Annotated in this window: 14 protein-coding genes; 4 read left to right on the top strand and 10 right to left on the bottom strand. The window is 64.1% G+C overall.

The features are described from left to right. Positions 1-334 precede the first annotated feature (334 nt). From F758_RS0132365 to F758_RS0132325, 8 genes are all read right to left on the bottom strand, one after another. On the bottom strand, positions 335-3,064 hold the full coding sequence (locus F758_RS0132365) for an autotransporter outer membrane beta-barrel domain-containing protein (RefSeq protein ID WP_024511771.1): 2,730 nt from the start codon (positions 3,062-3,064) through the stop codon (positions 335-337). Positions 3,065-3,434: 370 nt separating this feature from the next. Continuing rightward, positions 3,435-5,561: a S9 family peptidase gene (locus F758_RS0132355; RefSeq protein ID WP_024511769.1), complete on the bottom strand. Its 2,127-nt coding sequence runs from the start codon at positions 5,559-5,561 to the stop codon at positions 3,435-3,437. A gap of 307 nt (positions 5,562-5,868) precedes the next feature. Further along, positions 5,869-7,590 (bottom strand): ABC transporter permease, encoded by a 1,722-nt coding sequence (locus F758_RS0132350; protein ID WP_024511768.1) that lies wholly within the window; start codon positions 7,588-7,590, stop codon positions 5,869-5,871. 132 nt (positions 7,591-7,722) lie between these two features. Beyond that, positions 7,723-8,784 (bottom strand): ABC transporter ATP-binding protein, encoded by a 1,062-nt coding sequence (locus tag F758_RS0132345; RefSeq protein ID WP_024511767.1) that lies wholly within the window; start codon positions 8,782-8,784, stop codon positions 7,723-7,725. 82 nt (positions 8,785-8,866) lie between these two features. Beyond that, a complete protein-coding gene (locus tag F758_RS0132340; protein ID WP_024511766.1) occupies positions 8,867-10,054 on the bottom strand; it encodes a pyridoxal-phosphate-dependent aminotransferase family protein in 1,188 nt (395 codons plus the stop codon). 69 nt (positions 10,055-10,123) lie between these two features. Then, complete coding sequence (locus F758_RS0132335; protein ID WP_024511765.1) at positions 10,124-10,909, bottom strand: LssY C-terminal domain-containing protein; 786 nt, start codon at positions 10,907-10,909, stop codon at positions 10,124-10,126. A gap of 211 nt (positions 10,910-11,120) precedes the next feature. Then, on the bottom strand, positions 11,121-11,840 hold the full coding sequence (locus F758_RS0132330) for a thermonuclease family protein (protein WP_024511764.1): 720 nt from the start codon (positions 11,838-11,840) through the stop codon (positions 11,121-11,123). Between the two features lie 139 nt (positions 11,841-11,979). Then, positions 11,980-13,710 carry a hypothetical protein gene (locus F758_RS0132325; protein WP_024511763.1) on the bottom strand — a complete coding sequence of 577 codons (1,731 nt, stop codon included), beginning with the start codon at positions 13,708-13,710 and terminating at the stop codon, positions 11,980-11,982. Positions 13,711-14,169: 459 nt separating this feature from the next. On the opposite strand from F758_RS0132325, the gene F758_RS0132320 reads away from it, so the two are divergent. Then, complete coding sequence (locus tag F758_RS0132320; RefSeq protein ID WP_024511762.1) at positions 14,170-15,030, top strand: caspase family protein; 861 nt, start codon at positions 14,170-14,172, stop codon at positions 15,028-15,030. A 135-nt stretch (positions 15,031-15,165) separates the two neighbouring features. On the opposite strand, the gene F758_RS0132315 is transcribed toward F758_RS0132320, so the two are convergent. After that, positions 15,166-16,065 (bottom strand): efflux RND transporter periplasmic adaptor subunit, encoded by a 900-nt coding sequence (locus tag F758_RS0132315; RefSeq protein WP_024511761.1) that lies wholly within the window; start codon positions 16,063-16,065, stop codon positions 15,166-15,168. A 188-nt stretch (positions 16,066-16,253) separates the two neighbouring features. On the opposite strand from F758_RS0132315, the gene F758_RS48330 reads away from it, so the two are divergent. Beyond that, complete coding sequence (locus tag F758_RS48330) at positions 16,254-16,601, top strand: hypothetical protein (protein WP_245286652.1); 348 nt, start codon at positions 16,254-16,256, stop codon at positions 16,599-16,601. A gap of 66 nt (positions 16,602-16,667) precedes the next feature. On the opposite strand, the gene F758_RS0132305 is transcribed toward F758_RS48330, so the two are convergent. Next, positions 16,668-18,653 carry an AsmA family protein gene (locus F758_RS0132305; protein ID WP_024511759.1) on the bottom strand — a complete coding sequence of 662 codons (1,986 nt, stop codon included), beginning with the start codon at positions 18,651-18,653 and terminating at the stop codon, positions 16,668-16,670. Between the two features lie 199 nt (positions 18,654-18,852). On the opposite strand from F758_RS0132305, the gene F758_RS0132300 reads away from it, so the two are divergent. Together F758_RS0132300 and F758_RS0132295 are read left to right on the top strand one after the other, a co-directional pair. Then, on the top strand, positions 18,853-19,527 hold the full coding sequence (locus F758_RS0132300; protein WP_024511758.1) for a Crp/Fnr family transcriptional regulator: 675 nt from the start codon (positions 18,853-18,855) through the stop codon (positions 19,525-19,527). A gap of 18 nt (positions 19,528-19,545) precedes the next feature. Then, positions 19,546-20,511: a DNA-methyltransferase gene (locus tag F758_RS0132295; RefSeq protein WP_024511757.1), complete on the top strand. Its 966-nt coding sequence runs from the start codon at positions 19,546-19,548 to the stop codon at positions 20,509-20,511. Positions 20,512-20,520 lie beyond the last annotated feature (9 nt).

Raw genomic sequence — 20,520 nt, 5'->3', positions numbered from 1 at the left:
AAGCGCTCGGAGGGTGAAGTTTGTCAAGGCGCCGCGTGACGCTCGATGAAGATGTCGAAGCGCAGCAAGCCGTTCGCGTGAAGATGAAAATAGCGCAGATAATGATTAGGCGGCCCATGCAGCCGGCGAGGAAGGTTGATGCTCCGCCCATGAACACGCCAGTTTCGGCGATCCGGTCGAACTGACCATTGAAGTCGCGGAGCGTCCGAACCAAATCGAAATAGTGGTTTCCGGACTATGGAAAGCAAAGTCTTGTACCGCTTTGAATGCTGAGGAGTACCAATTCCCGATCTCAAGCACTCAGAAACGAGCAACGTCCGCTCAACTGCGCCCCCTACTGCGCGTCAAACGGCACCGACGCCCGAACACGATAGGTCCAAACCGCAAAATTGCCGCCGATGCCGCCGCGTTCGCTGCCGATGGCGACCTGGGCGCCATTGGCAAATCGCGTCGCCACGCCGGCGGTGGCGCGGGCTGACCAGCCGTCCATAACAAATTGCGTCGGCACGGCCGGCGCAACCGCTGCGCCGGCGTTGTCGGTGTTGAAATAGTAATCGCCGTAGAGGCCGACATAAGGCGCCCATTCGGCGGTCGCAGACCACGCGATCGGATAGGTGACCTTCATGCCGGCGCTGGCGCGGCCGGTTGAGAAATCGCGCGGGGCCTGCAACGTTCCGAGACTGTCGCTGTAGGCATCCTCGCGCTCCCACAGCGCGTAGACGCGCGCGGACGGCTCGATCAGAAAGCCGCTCGTCCTATACGTGCCGGTCAGTCCGGCAGACAGCAACCAGCGATGGCCTGGGAATGATCCGGATGCCGTGCCCGCAAGGCCATCATAGCCGATGCCGGAATAGGTGAACGCCGCATCGAAGCGGATGTCTTGCGCGATCATCCATCCGAGGTAGGGGCCAATGGTCCAGCCGTCGCCCTTCAAGCGGCCCTGCAGCGCATCGGAGCGATAGTCGAACGTCTCGTAACCGCCGAGCGCGCCGACCAGCAGGTTCGGCAACATCCTTCGCGTCACGCCGGCCAGCACGTTGATCTGGTTGCCATAGAGCAACGGCACGCCCGACACCGTGCCGACGCCGCTGCCGGTGCCCCAGCGATCGAGCGTGGCGCCATGGATCTCGGCCCAGACCAGCCAATCCCGCGGCGCGACGTAACGCGGCGGTGCCTTGGTGGGCATGGCGCTTGCCAGTGCGTCGAACGCGCTATCGACGCGACCTGTGTGGTTGCCGGCGTAGGCCTGCGCGGCGGAGTTTTGGCCGCCCTCGCCGAGCGGGGCGCTTCCGTTGCGCACCGAATCGGCCGAGCTGCTGGCGATTTGTGACGGGCTAGCGTCGGGATCGGCCGCGAAGTTGAACCGGATGCCAGTCGCGCTCGGGTTGATCAAAGTGCCGCCGGTCGTGCTGAACCCTTCAGCGATGGCGCTGTCGACGGCACCCGAGATCGCCTGTCCCGAATTTTGCGCCGCCACGGGCGCGGCCAGCACCTGCAGTGTCCGCAGCTTGAGACTGTCGGAAGGCGTATTCACGACCTGGATCAGCGCGGCGGACGTGCTCGCGGCGAAGCCGGATGCGCCGAGATAGCTTGCCGTGATCGTGTGGTTGCCGGTTGCGAGTGAGGTGGTGGTGAAGGTCGCGGCGCCACCGGACAGCGCGACCGTTCCCAACGCCGTGCCGCCATCCTTGAAGGTCACGTTGCCTGTCGGCGCACCGCCGGGGCTCGTCACGTTTGCGGTGAAGATCACCGCCTGTCCCGCCTGGCTCGGGTTGGGCGAGGAGGACAGCGATATGGTCGTCGCGTTGACGCTGACGGTCTGCTGACGGGTTGCCGAGCTCGTGGTGAAATTGACGTCGCCGGAATAGGTGACCGTGACGGTGAAGCCGCCCGGCGCCGCATAGGCGTGGGTGATAGCCGCAACGCCGGCGACGAGGCTGCTTGTTGCGGTCACACCGTCTCCGAAGCTGAAGCTGACAGTCCCACTTGGGGTGCCTCCCGAGCCCGTGACTGTCGCGGTGAATGTCACGGACTGTCCGACGCTGCTTGGATCGGGCGTGGACGTCAGGGCCGTCGACGACGATGATGGATTGGCCACATTTTGCGATATCGTCGTTGAGCGTGCCAAATAGCTCGTGCCGCCGCCATAGGATGCAGTGACCGTAAAATTTCCAGCCGCTGCGTATGTGTGTGGCGTGCTGGCGACGCCGCCGGCAAGGGCAACGGTTACGGCCGTGCCGTCTCCGAAGTCAAAGGTGACGGAGCCCGTAGGCGTGATGCCGCCTACGCCTGAGACGGTAGCGGTGAAAGTGACGGATTGGCCCGCCACGCTGGAAGCCGATGAGGATGTGAGCGTCGTCGTCGACGCCGCGGCATTGACGGCTTCGCTTACCGTACCCGAACTCGCCGCCACGTCCGGGGTGCCGCTATAATTCGCGGTGACGGTAAAGTTGCCAGTCGATGTGTAGGCATGCGTGGCTTGTGCAACTCCGCCTGATAGCGAGGCCGTGGAAGTCGCACCGTCGCCGAAGTTGAAGGTCACGGTGCCGGACGAGGCCGGGAGCCCACCGGTCTCCGTCACGCTCGCGGTGAAGGTTACGATCTGGCCGACCGAGGATGGATCGGGCGCGGCGGATACGGTCGTCGAGCTCGATGCTTGAGCGACTTGCTGTCCGACGCTTCCGTTGCTTGGGGCATAGGTTACGTCTCCCGCGTAGGTGGCGGTGACGGTGAAGGTCTGGACGCTCGTGTAGGTGTGCGTAACCGAGGCGGTCCCTCCGCTAAGCGCGGCGCCGGCACTTGCCCCATCTCCGAAGTCGACAGAGACCGTTCCAGTTGCAGTGCCCGCTGCCCCGTTAACAACGATGGTGAAAATCACGGCCTGGTTGACGATGCTTGGGTCTTGCGAAGACGAGACGGTGGTGGTGCTGGCGATGGCAGCTGCTTGCGCCTGGTCAGCAAGACCAAGTGACGTGATGATCAGCAATGACAGGGAAGCAACGAACCACTTCAGCCAGTAGTTTTGACGCCCGACGAGGGCGCGTCCGACAATAGGAAAGTCCACGGCAACTCTTTAAGAACGACTGTAGGAATGGCAGTTTTCGTGCAAGCCAGGACCTAGCCGCTCCGGTCGGAAAAGTCTGTTACGGTACGGTCACACCATCGCGAAAAGTGCTGGAATCGTGCGCGGCCTTTTTGCGCGTTTGCCGGGGCTGTGCGAATTGAGAGAACGCGGGCCAACCTCCGGCGTCGTTGCGAGCGTAAGCGAAGCAAGCCAGACATTCTCCACGGATGCAGTCTGGATTGCTTCGTCGCGGAGCCTGTCATCGGGCGCGCGTTTGCGCGACCCGTTGGCTCCTCGCAATTGTGACGGGTCCAGGGCAGTCGTTCGCCCTTGCAGCTTGATCCGTGATGCTTTTCGACCCGCCGCGGTGTCAGGCGCCGATCGCATCCACCTCGGCAAGGCCGACCGCCCACAGCGCAAAGGCATAGACGATGGCGATTTCATCGAGCCGGTTGAAGCGCCCCGAGGCGCCGCCATGGCCGGCGCCCATGTTGGTGCGCAGCATCACCGGGCCACCCCCGGTCATCGTGGCGCGCAGCCGCGCGATCCATTTCGCCGGCTCCCAATAGGTGACACGCGGGTCGGTCAGGCCCGCCATGGCGAGGATCGCCGGATAGGCCTTCGCCGCGACATTGTCATAGGGCGAATAGGACAGGATGGTGCGAAAGTCCTTTTCGCTTTCGATCGGGTTGCCCCATTCCGGCCATTCCGGCGGCGTCAGCGGCAGCGTGTCATCCAGCATAGTGTTGAGCACGTCGACGAACGGCACCTCCGCGACGATGCCGGCAAATAGCTCGCCGGCCCGGTTGGCAACGGCCCCCATCAACATGCCGCCGGCGCTGCCGCCATGACCGACGATGCGCTTCTCGCTCGTGTAGTTGGCCTCGATAAGCGCGCGGGCGCAGGCAGCGAAATCGTCGAAGCTGTTGGTCTTCTTCTCGCGCTTGCCGTCGAGATACCAGCCCCAGCCCTTGTCGGTACCGCCGCGGATATGCGCAATGGCGTAGACGAAGCCGCGATCGACCAGCGACAGGCGGTTGGCGTTGAACGAAGCCGGCATGGCGTGGCCGTAGGAGCCGTAGCCATAGAGCAACAGCGGCGCGTTGCCGTCGCGTTTGAAGTCGCGGTGATGCAGCAGCGAGATCGGCACCTCCACGCCATCATGCGAGATCGCCATGATGCGCGTCGTGACATAGTCGGCGGGATTGTGGCCGGACGGGATTTCCTGGCGCTTGCGCAAAACGCGCGTCCGCTTCGCCATGTCGTAGTCATAGACTTCCGACGGCGTTGTCATCGACGAATAGGCGAAGCGCAAATTCGTGGTGTCGAATTCGTAGGAGCCCATGGTGTCGAGCGAATAGGCCGCCTCATCGAAGGCGATGGCGTGCTCATCGCCGGTTGCGAGATCGCGGATGATGATGGACGGCAACGCATGGGCGCGCTCCAGCCGCACCAGGTGGCCCGAATAGAGATCGTGGCCGAGGATATAGACGCCGGGGCGATGGCCGATCAGGTCGCGCCAGTTGGCGCGCTCAGCCGCGGTGAGCGGGGCGGTGACGATCTTGAAGTCGATCGCGTTATCCGCATTGGTGAGGATGAACAATTCCTCGCCGCGATCGGCGATCGAATATTGCACGCCCTTCTCGCGCGCGGCGACCAGGCGCGGCGGCGCATCGGGGTTCTTCAGATCGATCAGGCGCTGCTCGGAGGTCTCGTGGTCGCCGCCGGCGATCACGCAAAAGCGGCCGGAGCTCGATTCGTGCAGATGGGTGAACCAGCCGGGATCCTGTTCCTCATAGACGAGGATGTCGTCCGCCTGCGCGGTGCCAAGCCGATGCCGCCAGACCTGCATCGGCCGGTGGTTCTCGTCGAGCTTGACATAGAAGAAGCTCTTGCAATCCGCGCTCCACACCATGCCGCCGTCGGTGTCCTCGACGAGATCGTCGAAGTCCTCACCGGTTTGCCAATCACGGATGCGGATCGCGAAATATTCCGAGCCCTTGGTATCGGCACTCCAAGCCTGCAAGCGGTGATCCCAGGAATGGCGGCTGTCGCCGAATTTGAAATAGTCTTGGTCCTTCGCGAGCGCGTCACCGTCGAGCACGATGTGCTCGTCGCCGCCATCGCGCGGCATGCGGCCGAACATCTCGTGCTGCCCGCCCTCGCGGAATTTGCGGAAATAGGCGTAAGGCCCGTCCGGCGAAGGCACGCTGGAATCGTCCTCCTTGATGCGGCCGCGCATTTCCGCAACCAGCTTCTTCTGCAGCGTCGCGGTATGGCCGAGCAGGCTCTCGGTATAGTTGTTCTCGGCTTCGAGATAGGCGCGGATATCCGGATCCAGGACCGCCGGATCGTGCAGGACCTCCTGCCAACTGGGATCCTTCAACCAGGCATAGTCGTCGGTGATGGTGATGCCGTGGCGGGTGAAGGAATGCGGCCGGCGGGGAGCCTCCGGCGGCTTCACGGCGGCAGCCTGTTTGTCCAGGATTTCAGTCACTTAGGTCCTCGTTGACGCGGGGCTTCGATCGGGTCCGGGACATATGGGCGCGGAACGACGGATTGCCATATGCCGGGCGTATCCATCTTGAACCGACATCCTGACGAGCCTGCTCGAACCATCATTCTGAGGCGCCGATGCCAACGGGTCCGCGCAAAGCGCGGCCCGATGACAGGCTCCGCGGCGGCCTCGAAGGATGAACGGCCCCGCTGCGAGACCCGGGCCGTCGCCCTTTGAGGCTCGCTGGCGCGAGCACCTCAGGGGGTGACGGGATTAACTTTGGACGGGTTTCGATATTGCGCCTGCTCTAGTTATTGCGCAGCCGTGCGCTGGCACCGGCGCCGAATATCGGGATGCGGTTCACCGCCAGCACCACGGCGAAGGTGATCAGCAGCATGACGATGCCGAGCACGGAAATGGCGGCGAGCTCGCCGCCCTCGTTGAGATCGTAGATCAGAACGCTCAGCACCTTGGTTTCCGAGGTAAACAGCACAATCGCCGCGGAGAGCTCGCGCATCACGCCGATGAAGATGAAGCACCAGGTCGCGATCACGGCGCTGCGCAACAGCGGCGCGGTGATCCCGATCAGCGATTGCAGCCGCGTCGCGCCGAGAATGCGGCTGGCGTCCTCGAGTTCGGGATGGATCGCGGTGAATGCCGCCTGCAATTGCTGATAGGCCGAGGGGAGATTGATGATCAGATAGGCGAGCAGAAGGATCCAGAGTGTGCCGTAAAGCACGAAGGGCGGCCGCGTGTAGCTCAAGAACAGGCCGACGCCGAGCACGATCCCGGGCACCGCGACCGGCGCGGTGGCGAGAAAGCCGAGCAGGCCCGCGCCGACGATCGCCTGGCGCGTGGCGACATAGGCGAGAACCAGCGCCACGATCGTGCCGATGGTGGCGGTGGCCGTGCCCAGGATAACCGTGTTCTTCAGGACCAGCGCGGTCGAGGACAGTTCGGTGAACACGAAGACGATATTGTGCAGCGTCAGCGTCGATGGCGTTACCAGCGTCGTGGCGTTGGGCGAGACGGCCGCGTTGAGCAGCGCGAAATAGGGCAGGAACACCGGGTTGAGCAGCACCAGCAGGCAGAATGTGAGCGCGGCCCAGCGCCAGCCTTTCAGTTCGATCCGCCGCGGCGAGCCATATTTGCCGCCGACTACCGAATAGCTGCGCCGCCCCAGCATGAATTTTTGCGCCTGCAGGAGCAGTATGGTCAGGAGCAGCAGCGGCACCGCGCCCGCCGCGGCGAGCTCTGGCTTCGGCGGGTACTGAAACAGGCTCCAGATTTTCGTGGTCATGGTGTGAAAGCCCGCGGGCAGCGCGAGAATCGCGGGCGAGCCGAACAAGGTCATCGCCTGCAAGAACGCGATCAGGCTGCCGGCCACCAGCGCCGGCAGCGCGAGCGGAATTGTGATGCGGCGCGCCGTGGTCCAGGCCTTGGCACCGAGAATGGCGGACGCGTCTTCCAATTCCCCCGGCATGGTGTCCAGCGCGTTCGCGATCGGCACGAACACGAAAGGGAAAGTGTAGCAGGAGATGACGAAGATGAGGCCTTCCAGCGAATAGATGTTGAACAGGTGATCGTCGGGCTCGGTGCCGGTGATGAAACGATAGAATTGGTTGAGCAGCCCGCTGTTGGGTGCGGCCAGCAGCTCCCAGGCGATCGCGCCGAGAAAGGGCGGCGTCACGAAGGATGCGGTCACCAGCGCGCGAATCATCTGCCGGCCCGGCATGTCGGTGCGCGACACCAACCAGCCGATCGGCGCGGCAATCGCACAGCAGATTGCGGCGGAGCTGACGGCGATAACAGCGGTGGTGAACAGCGGATCGAGAAAATCGGGATCGGAAAACAGGGTGGCAAAATTCTGCAACGTGAAATGCCGTGCCTTGTCGGTCAAGCTGTAGATCGCAAGCCACGATAAGGGCAGCGCGATCAGCACGATCAGACAGGCTGCGAACAGCCATAGCACTGGCTTTGTGAAGTCGATGCGGGGCTTGGTGCGTGAGATGTCCGCGGCGATGGTCATGCCGCATCCTCCGTCGTTCCGGGGCGCTCCGAAGGAGCGAGCCCGGAACCTCGAGATTCCGGGTTCGCCTCTTCGAGGCGCCCCGGAATGACGGCGGTGAGTGGGGACGCAACAGTTCGCATCACGCGCATCTCACCGCTCCAGCGCCCGGCAACGTCGCGGCGGGAGTGTCAGCCACACCTTGCTGCCGTCGGCCACCACATTGCCGGGGCTCGTGACCACGCGCAAGGACGTGCCGTCGGCCGCCTCGACCAGATAGTCGCGGCTTGCGCCAAGAAACACCTGCCGGATCACGCGCGCGGGCAGCGTGTTCGGCGTACCGGGCGACGCTTGTGTGGCCAGCGCAATGTCGTGCTGGCGGATCGCCACCGCGGCGGGTTGACCGGCAACGAGCTTGGCGCCGACCACTTGTAGCGTCGTGTCCGCAAAAGCGACGTGGTTTTCATCGCGCGCCACCGCCTTGATCACATTGGCCGCGCCGATGAAGCGCGCCACGAATTCCGATTGCGGGCGGTCGTAGATGTCCTCGGGCGTGCCGAGTTGGTCGATGCGGCCTGCGTTCATCACCGCAATCAGGTCGGCGGTGGTCATCGCCTCCGACTGGTCATGAGTGACGTAGACTGTCGTGTAGCGGTATTCGTCATGCAGTCTGCGGATCTCGAAGCGCATCTCCTCGCGCAGATTGGCGTCGAGATTGGACAGCGGCTCGTCGAGCAGCAGCGTCTCGGGTTCGACGATCAGCGCCCGCGCCAGCGCGACGCGCTGCTGCTGTCCGCCCGAGAGTTCGCCGGGGTAGCGCTGCGCCAGCGGCTCCAGCCTGGTGGTGGCGAGGATCGCCGCGAGCTTTTTTGCGATGGTCTCGCGGTCGAGCTTGCGGACCCGCAAACCGTAGGTGATGTTGTCCGCGACCGTCATGTGCGGCCAGAGCGCGTAGCTCTGGAAGATCATCGACATCCCCCGGTTTTCCGGCGGCACGGTTCGCATTGTCGACGATAGAATACGGTCGCCGACGCAGATTTCTCCGGCGGACGGTTCGAGAAAGCCGGCGATCAGCCGCAGCGTCGTGGTCTTGCCGCAGCCGGAGGGGCCGAGCAGGCACACGAGCCTGCCGTGCTCGATCCGCAACGAGACGTCATCGACCACGGTGAGCGGACCAAAGCGTTTTGTCAGGCCGCGCAGTTCAACCGGCGCCACGCATCTCCCCCGGCGTATTGTTGCGAGCCTCAGGCGCGCTTTACCCGGGAGTAAGCACTAAAAGCCGCGCGGCGAACAGAGCCTAGGCGCCAACACTTTCGCCGATATAGGCGATCGCCGCCTCCATGCCGCCCTTGCCATGTGGAATCCGCAGCGCGTTGAGGCCGACCTCGATCACGCCGAGCGTCCCCAGGATCATCGGCGCGTTGATGTGGCCCATATGGGCGATGCGGAACGCCTGGCCCTGCAGGTCGCCGATGCCGACGCCCAGCACCACGCCGCATTTCTCCTTGCAGTAGCGGTGCAGTTTGGTGGGCTCGTGGCCGTTGCCCACCAGCACGGTGGTCACGGTGTTGGAGCGCTCGGAGCTTTCCGTGATGTTGAAGCCGAGCACCTGGCCCTCGGACCACACAGCGACCGCGCGCCGCACCGCTTCGGCGAGAAGCTGATGCCGGCGGAACACGTTGTCGAGCCCTTCCTCGAACAGCATGTCGATGGCCTGTCGCAGCGCGAACAACAGATGCACCGGCGCGGTGCCGGCATAGCGGCGGTAGTGCTCGACGCCCTCGCGCTCGGTCCAGTCCCAATAGGGAGTGCGCAAATCGGCCGTCTTGTGCACTCCTTGCGCGCGCTCATTGGCGGCGACGAAGCCCAGCCCGGGCGGGGTCATCAGGCCCTTCTGCGAGCCGGACATCGCGACATCGATGCCCCATTTGTCCATCTCGAACGGCATGCAGCCGAGCGAAGCCACGGTGTCGACCATGTAGAGCGCGGGATGTCCGGCCGTCTTGATGGCCTTGCCGATCGCCTCGACATCGTTGACCACGCCGGAGGCGGTGTCGACCTGGGCGACGAGGATCGCCTTGATCGCATGATTCTTGTCCGCGCGCAGCCGCGCCTCCACTTCATCGGGCCGCACCGCGCGCCGCCAGTCGCCCTTCAGCACCTCGACCTCGGCGCCCATGGCGCGCGCGGCATTGCCCCAGCCGACCGCAAAGCGTCCGCTCTCCAGCACCAGCACCTTATCGCCGCGCGAGAGCACGTTGGAGAGCACCGCTTCCCAGGCGCCATGGCCGTTCGCGATGTAGATGTAGGATTTGGCCTTGGTCGCGAACAGCTTCGAGAGATCGCGCAACAGGCTGTCGCTCAAATTGACCATCTGTTCGGAGTAGATGTCGAGCGCGGGCCGGTGCATCGCGCGCAGCACCTCGTCAGGCATGGTGGTGGGCCCGGGAATGGCCAGAAACTCCCGGCCGGCGCGAACGGTCATGGGTGGATTTCCTTGCGTTGGGGCAACCGATGGATGCAGCCTCTTGGGACGAATTTCAAGCGTTTTGCACTAGCTCTTGAGCGCACCCGTTATGCTTCGCCAGATCTGGTCTTTCAGTTCGGTCGCGGGCGGGCTCGGGATCACGGTGACGGGACCTGTCTGCTTCTGGCACGCCTCGACCAATCGCAAGATCCACACTTCCCCGTCGGTGTAATAAAGATCGCCGCCGCCATTGCGCCCGGTGAGCGTGGGCCCGACGCCGGTCACCTGATATTTGGCTGTGATCATGCCGGCATTTTCGAGATCGGCTGCAAGCAAATCCCGCTCGGCATCGACATCGGCATCGATGTGGTGCGTAATCGCCCCGGTGAAATGGCTGATGCCGACGCCCTTGTCGAAGGTCACGGCGCCCAGCCAGACCGGTCGGTCCTCCTGGCCCTTGTCCAGCACCTTCCAGAAGCGCACGTGGTGCCGACGATCGGCGCTTTTGCCGGCTGGCTTCTCGAACGCGTAATCCTCGCGGCGGCCGAGATAGAACAGGTTGGAGACCGGCGCATCCTTATAGGCGCGGTCGAGCAGCACGCTGCCGACGATTTCGATGGAGGAGCGCAGCGTGATGGGATCGGCGGGAAACCAGCCGGCTTGATTCATCGCGCACAGCACCTCGCGAGCATCTCCGATCAGCCCGATATTGATGGGATCGCCCGGAATGCCCTGCGCGGTGCGCGTCACCATCGGCAAGCTCGCAAGTCCGCGCTGATGCTCATAATGCGTCCAGAACGCCGGCAGCACGATATAGGCGAGCGAGGTGTATCCGAGCAGGATCGCAAGCAGCGTCAGCAGCACGCGCTCCAGCCGCGCGTGGTGCGCGGCACGCGGATCCGCATCATGGTGTTGATCGCTCACGCTCTCTCACCGTCACCCTGAAGAGCGCGCCCTGGCGCGCGTCCCGAAGGGCGACGGCCCGGCTGCTGCAGCGGGGCCGTTCATCCTTCGAGACGACCGCGTTGCGGCCTCGTCAGGATGACGGATTGAGATGGGCGTCCGCTTCAAAACGAACAGCCCTTCACCGCCGCGTCTCGCGGCAGCCGGCGGCCTCCGCTTCATCCACCGAGCAGAACCAGCGCGTGCCCTTGCTGATCTTCATCTTGATCTGGGCGTACCAGCGGCTGGTCGGCTTGTGATAGATGCATTCGCCCGACGAGTTGACGTTGCCTTTGATGGTGCAGTCGGGCGAAGGCGCGACCGGGCCGGATGCGGAGGCCAGGAGGATCGCATGCGCGGTCTCCGGCACTTTCACCGCGCCGAGGATAGTGGTCTTCTTGTTGCGGATACGCCAGTCCCACGGCGCGATGAAGGCGCCCTGCCACATGCCGGCCTTGGCCTCCCGCGCGGCGGCCTGGTCCGCATCATAGTCGTGGGACACGCGCGCCAGCGCCCAGCCGCTGTGCACCAGCCATTTCTGAATGTCCTCGCCGTCGACCTCGCAACGCGCCAGCGCCCGGCCGCGGCGATCGGTCTGGCCGAGATGGCAGGTCCAGCTCTTGTTGTCGGTGTGCTTGATCAGCTCGTCGCGCGCGGCCACGCCGCAGGTCCAGCGCTCCCCCTTGGTGTTGAGGCAGAGCTGATCGACCGAAGGCGCGTCGATGCCAGACAGGCGAATGCGGCTGTTGCCGATCTGGATCTGGTCGGCCTCGCGAATCTTCGGCACGCCGGAAACATCGGCGGCAAACGCGAGGCCGGGCCACAGCATCAACAGAAGCACAAGCGGTAATTTGGGCGACATGCAAAGGGCCATGTAAAGGAATCAGCCGATAAATGCCGGCGATTGTGGTGCGGATTGGGCTATCTCGCCAGCGCCTTCCGCCGCGGTCGCGCTTCAACTTCGCGCGATGGCTTCACGCTTCGTCCCGGATAAGCGAAGGTTACGGTCTTTTCACCATCGCCTTCCGCGCCAGCGCAAGTCCCATCAGCACGAAGGCCGAAGTCACCTCGGGCCCGCCGACCAGGATGCGGGTCGGCGTCTTCATCTTGTTCCACTCATAGGCCCGGAACGGACCGTGCCGGCCACCCTCGCCGAACTGCGCGACGATGCAGGCGAGCGCCGGGGCAAAGCTCGCGACCTCGGCACCGAGATGGCCGAGCGCGATCAGCGCCAGCGCAGCATCGAACGGGTTGATCTCTGCGGTGAGCATCTCGTCCAGCACATAGGCCAGCACATGAGCGCGGATGACATCAAAGGCGCCGTCGGGATCGATCGTCTTGCGCGCCTCTGGCGGCAACGCCTGGAACGCCGCAAAGCAGCGGCCGAAATAGGCGCAATACAGCTCCGGCAAATAATAGATGTGCGAGCGCGGATTGCTGAACGCGCCGCTTTCGACGAGCCGCCGCTGAAATCCGATGATGCGCCTGACGGTGTCGAGCCGCTCGCGGCTTTCCAGCACCTTCCAGCGCGCAAGATTGCGTAAACAGACTTCGAGCACATCGAGGTTGAGCGTCGGGTCGAGATCGTTGCCAAAGGGCCGTTCGCCGGCGAGATTGTCGATCCAGGTGACGATGCCGCCCTCGAAATCGATGTTGTCGTTGATCGGCACGGTCACCAGCGGCTCGTTGCCGCCTGCACGCACCTGGTAGCCGGCGTAAAAGTCGAGCAGGGGCTGGTCGAGGATCGGGTCGGCAGAGCCGGCCTGTGTCGCGGCAGAGAACGAGCAGGCGGTAGTGTCGCAATCCGGCACGTAGATGCCGAAGCCCAGATCCTGCTTGATCTGGGCGAAGAATTTCGAGAAGCGCGGATGCGGCGCCGGCGCCAGCGCGGTCACCACGGAAAACGGGCCGCCGTCCCGGCTGCGCACGTCCTCGCGGCTGGTCGAGAGGCAGAAAGCCACCATCTCCGAAATCGCGCCGCGCGCATTCGCGATCTCGTGCGGAGCCGCGAGGCCGGTCTCGATGAAGCCGAGCAGCGCCTCGGTGAAGAACGCATCGTAATAGGCCGAGCGGTGGCGGACCTGCACCGGTGCCCACATGGGCTCGGCAATCCCGGTCCAGGGCGGGTTGACCAGCGCGCCGACCTGCGAGCGGGCGATGAAGATGCGGGCGAGATTGAACAGGAATGTCGAGTTCTTGTAGCCGCGGGAATTGAGCCCGGTCAGCGCCGTCAGGAATTCGCGGCCGCGCAGATCGGGATCCCCGATCAGGTTGAAAGCGGCGTAGGTCGGCAGAAAGCCGTTCCGGCGGAAGCTGCGCAACAGATGCGCGCCGCAGGCGCGGATCACGCGATCGAGCTCGGTCGGCTTTGGTACGCGCGCGCCTGCCGAGACCGGCTTGGGACTGGGATGTGCGAGCACGATGATGTCGAGCAGGTCCGCGATGGGTCGGCCCGCCGCCTCCCAATCGGGGGTCGCATCGTCGCGGGCGCGCAGGATGGCGGTCCGCAGCGCCTCCAGCCGTCCGTGCTCCTTGAGTTCGGCCAAGCCCGCGCGGCGCAGCAGCGCGCGCAGCGCCGGATTGCACAGCGCCATCCGGTAGAATTTCGACAGATGCGCGTCGCCGCTGTGCGGCGCCAGCAGCAGCGGATCGCAGACGTCGTAGAGCGAGGGCCCGTCCTTGGTCGCCGTCAACGCCAGACAGGTGGCAGCGGCAAAATAGCGCAAATTCATTGAGCGGATTTTCCGGCGGGCGGGTTCAAGCGGCGGGGAACGGGCGTTCTGAACAAACGCCGCTGCGGCCGATATCGCGCAGTTCCATCCGCATCTTTTCGCCGCCGCCCCCTTGCAAAATCAGCAAGTGCTTGAAAACTGGCCCAAACCGGGCGGAAAGGCAATGTGACGGCAGTCACAGTCGGGGAAAAGGTTGGGCCACAATGTGGAACACCGCAATACCGGAATCTTGCGGGAAGGCGATCGGCCATGCATCGGGTCAGGAAGTGTTTTCAATGGCTTATCTGTCAAGCACGCTTTGATGTTGCCCCTTTGGGTCGGGCAGGTTAAGGGACCACTTATTGCGATGCCGCAAATAGAGCACAATTAAACGACACACCGCCGGCCATCTCCCAATAAGCAAGATCAGTTTGGCGCGACCCTTGGTTTGCGCGCGCCGCGAGTAGGAACGCACCAGTGATGAATTTGACGCAGCTCCGTTTCTCCCGCCGATCGATTGCTATTGCCGCCGCGCTGTTCGGCACGGTGTCGCTGGCGATTGGCGCCCACGCTGCGTTGTCCATTCGTGCGCTCGATGCGGCGCGGGCGGTGCCGGCCGAGCAGGCCCCGCTTGTGGCGGGCAAGGCGGCGCGGCTCGCGCTCGTCATCGGCAATGGTCATTATCCTGATGCCAGCGAGCCCTTGAGCCAGCCGATCAACGACGCGCGTGCGCTGACAGTTGCGCTGCGTCATGACGGTTTTGATGTCGATGTGGTGGAGGACGCCACCAAGGATGACATGACCCGCGCGGTGGCGCGGCTGAAATCCAAGATCACGCGCGACTCGGTCGTGATGCTGTTCTTCGGCGGCTATGGTGTGCAGGCCGGCCGTGAGAGCTACATGATCCCGGTCGATGCGACGATCTGGAAGGAAAAGGACGTGCGCCGCGAGGGGGTCAGCATCGAGTCCGTGCTTGACGTGATGAAGGAGCAGGGCGCCCGCGCCAAGCTGGTCGTGGTCGATGCCTCGCGCCGCAATCCCTATGAGCGGCGCTTCCGCGCCTTCTCCCACGGCCTGGCACCGATCAATGCGCCCGACAACGCGCTGATCCTGTCCTCGGCGACGCCGGGCAAGGTGGCCTACGATTCCAACGGCGCCAACAGCGTGCTTGTCTCCGAGCTGCTCAATCATCTGGATGCCAAGGCCGCCGGCGCCGAGGCCGTCTTCAACCAGACCCGCGTCGCGATCTCCCGCGCCTCCGAGGGAGAGCAGGTGCCCTCCGTCTCCTCTTCACTGCTTGAGGACGTCCGCTTCGGCGGCAGCGAGAAAGCCGGAAGCTGACCCCGCTCACTCGCCGTCGTTCCGGGCGCGCGCCGCGCGAACCTCGGATGCGTGATTGCGCATCGGGAACCTCAAGATTTCCGGGTTCGGTGCTGACGCACCGCCCCGGAATGACGGGCATGTGGCGCCGTCGCCTTACTGCTTCACTTCCGCGCCATTCACGAACGGCCGCACCGGATCGCCCTCGCGCAAGAGCGCGCCGGCGCGGACGACCACATCGTCGCCTTCGCTCAATCCCTCGCGTATTTCGACATTGCCGCCGGACATTAGCCCGACCTCGACCCGCTTGGTCTCGATGCGCTCGCGCCTGACCACCTGAACCACCGTGCCCGCATTGGAGTAGAGCACCGCGGTGAGCGGCACCGCGAGCCCGCAGCTCTGCCCGGTGCGGATCGACGCCCGCCCCGATGAGTTCACCAGAAGGCGGGTGCTGCCGACGATGCCGATGAAGACCTGACCCAACTGGCTGTTGGATTCCACCGTTGGTGCCACGCGCCGCACCACACCCTGGAAATCGCCGCCTGCGCCGACGATGCGGATATCGGCGCTCTGGTTGGGCGCGAGCTTGCCGACGTCCTCGACCGGCACCATGCCGACCAGGTCATATTCGCTGCGCGCGATGATGTTGAACAGCGCCTCGCCGCGGCCGGATGCGATCGCGCCGACCGTCGCGGTGGAGGCGGAAATCACCCCGCCAACCGGCGCCTGCACATTGATGCTGCCACCCTCCGGCAGGCTGAGCCGCGCCAGCACCTGCCCCGCCTGCACCGTATCCCCCGCATCCGCCATCACCTCCGCGACCTTCAACCCCGGCCGTTCCGGGCGGATTGCCCGCTCATCGCGCGCAATCACGACGCCGGAGACTTCGACGATGTTGTTGAAGCAGGACTTGGCTGCCTTCATCACCGTGACCGCCGCGCCTTTGGGCGTGGCCTCGGTGGTATCGGCCAAGGCGGGGTAGGCTGCGAGGCTGGCGCTTACGCAGGCAGGGAACAGCAGTTTTCGCGCAAAGGTGTTCGCGATGAAATTGATCATCGGTGTTCCGGTTAGGTTCATGGAGGCTTGCATATCAGAACACCGCAACGGACGCCAACGAAGGGACGAGCCATTACCTGACGCAACGATGCGACGCGCCGGGACTTATGATATGAGATTGCACATCGCTGAAGGTATTAATCGCACGAGGTATGAGCCTCTCCGGCGTTGGTCTCCACGAGCGAGAGATGACCATGACGACTTGCACCGAACCACACCACGCCAATCATTCCCATCAGCACGGCCCGGGCTGTGGGCACACGGCGGTCCGGCATGCCGGGCATGTCGACTACCTGCACGACGGTCACCTGCACCACATGCACGGCGATCACGTCGATGAGCACGCGATCCCCGTCGATGCAACGAACCCCGCGCGCTGCACGCCGGACAACATCTGCGCCGGTCACACCCACGGCCCAGGCTGCGGCCACGAGGCGGTTCCTCACGGCGATCATGTCGACTATCTCGTGAACGGTCGCCTGCATCATCCGCACAACGGCCATTGCGACGATCACGGCCCGCTGGCGGTGGTGTAGGGGCCTGTTCCCCCATCCGCCCTCGCAAATGCTTCAGCAACGAGCCTGGAGCGGTGAGATGTGAACCTACCGCTTGAACAATTGCCGCAGCACGTCGGTCATCGGCTGGCTCTCCTGCATCTGGGGGAGGGAACCGTCTTGCCCGGCGTTCGGCGGCGTTGGCGCGGCCTGCTGTTGGCCTCGGCCCTGGGTGCTTGAACCAGGTGGGACGGTGCGGCTGCGGTCGCCTAATCCCTGCTGGATCAGGCCGCCCAGCGCCTCCCCAAGGTTTCCGCCAAGCAGGCCGTTCTGCTCGTCGCCGTTGCCATTGCCGCCACCGGTCAGCCCGTTCAAAAGGCCGCTCAGGCCGCCATTGGGCCCGAACAGGCCTTCGCCCATCTCGCGCAGCTTGGCGTAGGCGGCGTCCGGGTTGTCCAACATGCCGGCGATGTCGGGGTAGATGCGTGGCTCGGCCCAAGGGCCCTCGATGGCAACAGGGATACCGAAACTGACGGGATCGGAGGTCCGTCCCTGGCCCTGAGTGGTCATCACGAGCTTCGGCTCGACGCGCAAGCCAAGCGTTTTCGTAGCCAAATCCACGGTGCCGCCGCCGGTCACCCGCACCAAGGGGCCGACCAGGTTGAGATCGCTGGTCGTGGCCTGGCCGCGGTCGATGCGAAACGAGGCCGAGAGCTGGGTGAGGTCGGTCGACTGCTCCTTCTCTTGCTGCCAGCCCGACAGCGGATTCGTCGTCAGATTTCGGATCATCTGGGCAACGTTCAAGCCGCGAATGGCGCCGTCCTGGAAATCGGCGAATACCGTGCCGGAGAGATTGGACATGATCGCCTGCTGGCTGGAGCCGCTGGAACGCGCGGCGATCTTGGCCTGCAGCTTCCCGTCGATCTTGTCGAAATCGGCAAGGCTCGTCAGCAGCGGTAGCGCGCTGACGCCGACGAGGTCGCAATGCATCGTAAAACTGGGGGCGCCGCCGGTGGCGTCGACAACGACCTCGCCGTTGGCCTGGCCCCCATAGGTGCCAAGATTGGCAATCGCGGCCTTCAGCACACCGCCCGCGAGCGTGGCCTCAACTGCGGCCGGAGCGAAATGCGCCTCTCCGATGTTGGCGTCCGCGGCGGAGATCCGGACCTCTCCGTCGAGATAGTTCAGGCCGATGAAATCGATGGGAGCGTTGCTCCAGGGCTGCGAGGGCGAGGTGGGCGCCCCTTTGGCAAGCGGGACATTGAGCCGCTGGAAATCGAGATCGACTTTCACCAGCGGCTTGGAGGCGGCGTCCACCGACGCCCAGCCGCTGAAAGCGCCATCGCCAAGCGTTCCGCTCACGCCATTGAACATGATGAGCGAGCCGTTGGCGCGAATCTCGGTCTTGGCCGAGAGGGGGGCGTGCAACAGATCGGGCGCATCGATCCTGAGCTCCACGGGAATGCTCTGCCGCTGCAGCGGCAACGATGGGACCTCGGCCGTGATGTCGAAATTGAGCGGAGACGTGCCTGCACGCGCCGAGCCGGCCAGCTTGAGCTTGTGCTCGGCATCCATGCCGGCATCGGCGTCGATGCCGTCGATGCGATTCTCCACCCGGTCATGCGGGTTGGAAAAGACGATCGCACCGTCCGCGATCTTGACGCGATTGATCGCAACCGCCTCCGCGTCCCCGGCCGCCTTCGCGGACTTGGTGGCGACGACCTCGCGGCTGCGCTCGCGGAGCAGCGGAACATAGATAACCGGCTTGGTGATGACGAGGGCATTCACTTGCGGGTGGCCCGACCACACGCTCGACAAGCTCATGTCAGCCTCGATACTGCCGACGGTGACGCGGTTGGAACCGTCGTGATCCCCCGGGTCCTGCAACGTGACATCGTTGATGGTGAGGTTGAGCCGTGGCCACAGGCTGAGCCTGGTCGTGCCCGCAATCGTCAGGCGGTACCCGGTCGCACGCTCGACACGCTCCTGGATTGCCGAGGTGACGAAGCTGGAGGGAATTCCGACGATCAGCACCAGTGCGATCACGATGATGATGGCGGCGATCGCGGCGCCTGTGATTTTCAATGCTTTCATGTCGACGTTCCCAGGAGCAAACATCACGACGTACGGCCGGCAGCCATCCTGCCAAGCCTGTGTTTTGAACTTATCCCGGAAACGGCAGGCCGCTCAAAAGGGCCCAAAATATTCCGGGTGCTGCAAAGTTATGTGACTTATGGCACACTTCGCGCTGGCCGGAATTTGTTAAGCGCCTCGTACATTTAAAGGCATTGCAATGAGTAAACAGGCCGAATTTGCGGTCATCCTGAAAATGAATCCGATGTTCGCGGACCTGGGTTCCGACGAGCTGCAGCGGCTGTCGGATCTTTGCCACACCCGGAATTTGGCGAGCGGGGAGGTGCTGTTCCAGAAGGGTGATCCCGGTGATGCCTTGTTCGGGGTTCGGAGCGGCCAGATCCGTATCGAGGCTGGCGCCTCCGACGGCAGCCGGATGACGCTCAATTTCATGGGGGCGGGCGAGTTGTTCGGCGAGGTCGCGGTTCTGGACGGCCAGAATCGCACCGCGGACGCAATCGCTGCTGAGCCGACCGAGCTGTTTGTGCTGCGGCGCGATGACCTTCTCAATTTTCTGGAACGCGAGCCAAGGGTCGCGATCAAGATCATCACCTTGCTGTGCCGGCGTATCCGTTGGCACAGCGAGCGCATGGAGGAATCGGTGCTGCAGCCGCTATCGGTCCGGCTTGCGCGGCGGCTCGTTGCGCTCGCCGCCGATTTCGGCACGGAGGTGCACGTGTCGCAGGAGCAACTAGGAGTGTTCGTCGGCGCCGCGCGCGAGAGCGTCAACCGTCAGCTACAGAGCTGGCGCAAGGATGGCATTCTGGATCTGCAGCGCGGCCGCATCCTCGTGCAGGACATGCCGCGGCTCTCAACGATCGCACGAAACGAATAACGCGGCGCGATCCCGAACATGCCCAACAGGTCGCATCACAACGCCGGGCATATCGGGATGAACATGCTGCGAAAGAGGGGACGTTCCCATTCTTCCGCAAAAATAGCGATACCGCCGAGCGCTCAAGCGACCTCGCACATCATCGCCGTTGAGGATTGTCTTACGCTGCTCCGCGGCATTCCGTCGGGGTCGATCCAGCTCGTCATCTGCGATCCGCCCTACAACATCAATGTCGCCGCGTGGGATGATCGCACCCATTATGTCGATTGGGCCGGGCAATGGCTGTCGGAGGTCGAGCGCGTGCTCGCCCCATCGGGCAATTTTGCCCTGTTCGGCGGCCTGCAATATCAGGGCGAGGCAGGCAGCGGCGATCTGATCAGCCTGATCGGCTGGATGCGCCAGCACTCCACGATGCTGCTCGCCAATCTCATCATCTGGAATTATCCGAACGGCATGAGTGCGCATCGGTTCTTCGCCAACCGGCATGAGGAGATCGCCTGGTTTGCGAAATCGCCGAAGTATTATTTCGATCTGGACGCGGTACGCACCAAACTCGATGCGAAGACGCTGGCGCGCTACAAACGCGACAAGCGGCTCAATCCGGATCATCTCGACAAGGGCATCAATCCGACCAACGTCTGGAAGATTCCGCGGCTGAACGGCAATTCAAGGGAGCGCGTCGGCCATCCCACGCAGAAGCCGAAGCGCCTGATCGAGCGGCTGGTATGCGCGCTGTCCTATCCGGGATCGACGGTGCTGGATTTTTTTGCCGGCAGCGGCGTGACCAGCCGGGTCGCGATCGAAACCCGGCGGCACTCGATCTCGGCCGATGCGGACGCGATGTTCCCGAGCTATTTCGGGCGGCATCTCGACCAGATCGACGGCGGGGAATCGTTGCCGAAGCAGTATGTGCTGATCGGCCGCGGCGAATGGTCCACGCATCCGGCGTTCACGGCGGCTGCCCGGATCGCCGCCGCCAAATGATCCCGTGCG

It is taken from the genome of Bradyrhizobium sp. ARR65 (assembly GCF_000472385.1).
Classification (GTDB): Bacteria; Pseudomonadota; Alphaproteobacteria; order Rhizobiales; family Xanthobacteraceae; genus Bradyrhizobium.
Note: the sequence above shows the minus strand (reverse complement) of the source record. Positions and strands in the feature narration are given on the sequence as shown.

What these genes read in the sequence shown, in the direction of transcription:
- F758_RS0132340 (WP_024511766.1), bottom strand. Translation starts at nt 10,054, where the DNA reads ATGACCGTTCGCGCCGGCCGGGAGTTTCTGGCCATTCCCGGGCCCACC.
- F758_RS0132305 (WP_024511759.1), bottom strand. Translation starts at nt 18,653, where the DNA reads ATGAAAGCATTGAAAATCACAGGCGCCGCGATCGCCGCCATCATCATC.
- F758_RS0132350 (WP_024511768.1), bottom strand. Translation starts at nt 7,590, where the DNA reads ATGACCATCGCCGCGGACATCTCACGCACCAAGCCCCGCATCGACTTC.
- F758_RS0132325 (WP_024511763.1), bottom strand. Translation starts at nt 13,710, where the DNA reads ATGAATTTGCGCTATTTTGCCGCTGCCACCTGTCTGGCGTTGACGGCG.
- F758_RS0132320 (WP_024511762.1), top strand. Translation starts at nt 14,170, where the DNA reads ATGAATTTGACGCAGCTCCGTTTCTCCCGCCGATCGATTGCTATTGCC.
- F758_RS48330 (WP_245286652.1), top strand. Translation starts at nt 16,254, where the DNA reads ATGACCATGACGACTTGCACCGAACCACACCACGCCAATCATTCCCAT.
- F758_RS0132330 (WP_024511764.1), bottom strand. Translation starts at nt 11,840, where the DNA reads ATGTCGCCCAAATTACCGCTTGTGCTTCTGTTGATGCTGTGGCCCGGC.
- F758_RS0132300 (WP_024511758.1), top strand. Translation starts at nt 18,853, where the DNA reads ATGAGTAAACAGGCCGAATTTGCGGTCATCCTGAAAATGAATCCGATG.
- F758_RS0132295 (WP_024511757.1), top strand. Translation starts at nt 19,546, where the DNA reads ATGCCCAACAGGTCGCATCACAACGCCGGGCATATCGGGATGAACATG.
- F758_RS0132315 (WP_024511761.1), bottom strand. Translation starts at nt 16,065, where the DNA reads ATGATCAATTTCATCGCGAACACCTTTGCGCGAAAACTGCTGTTCCCT.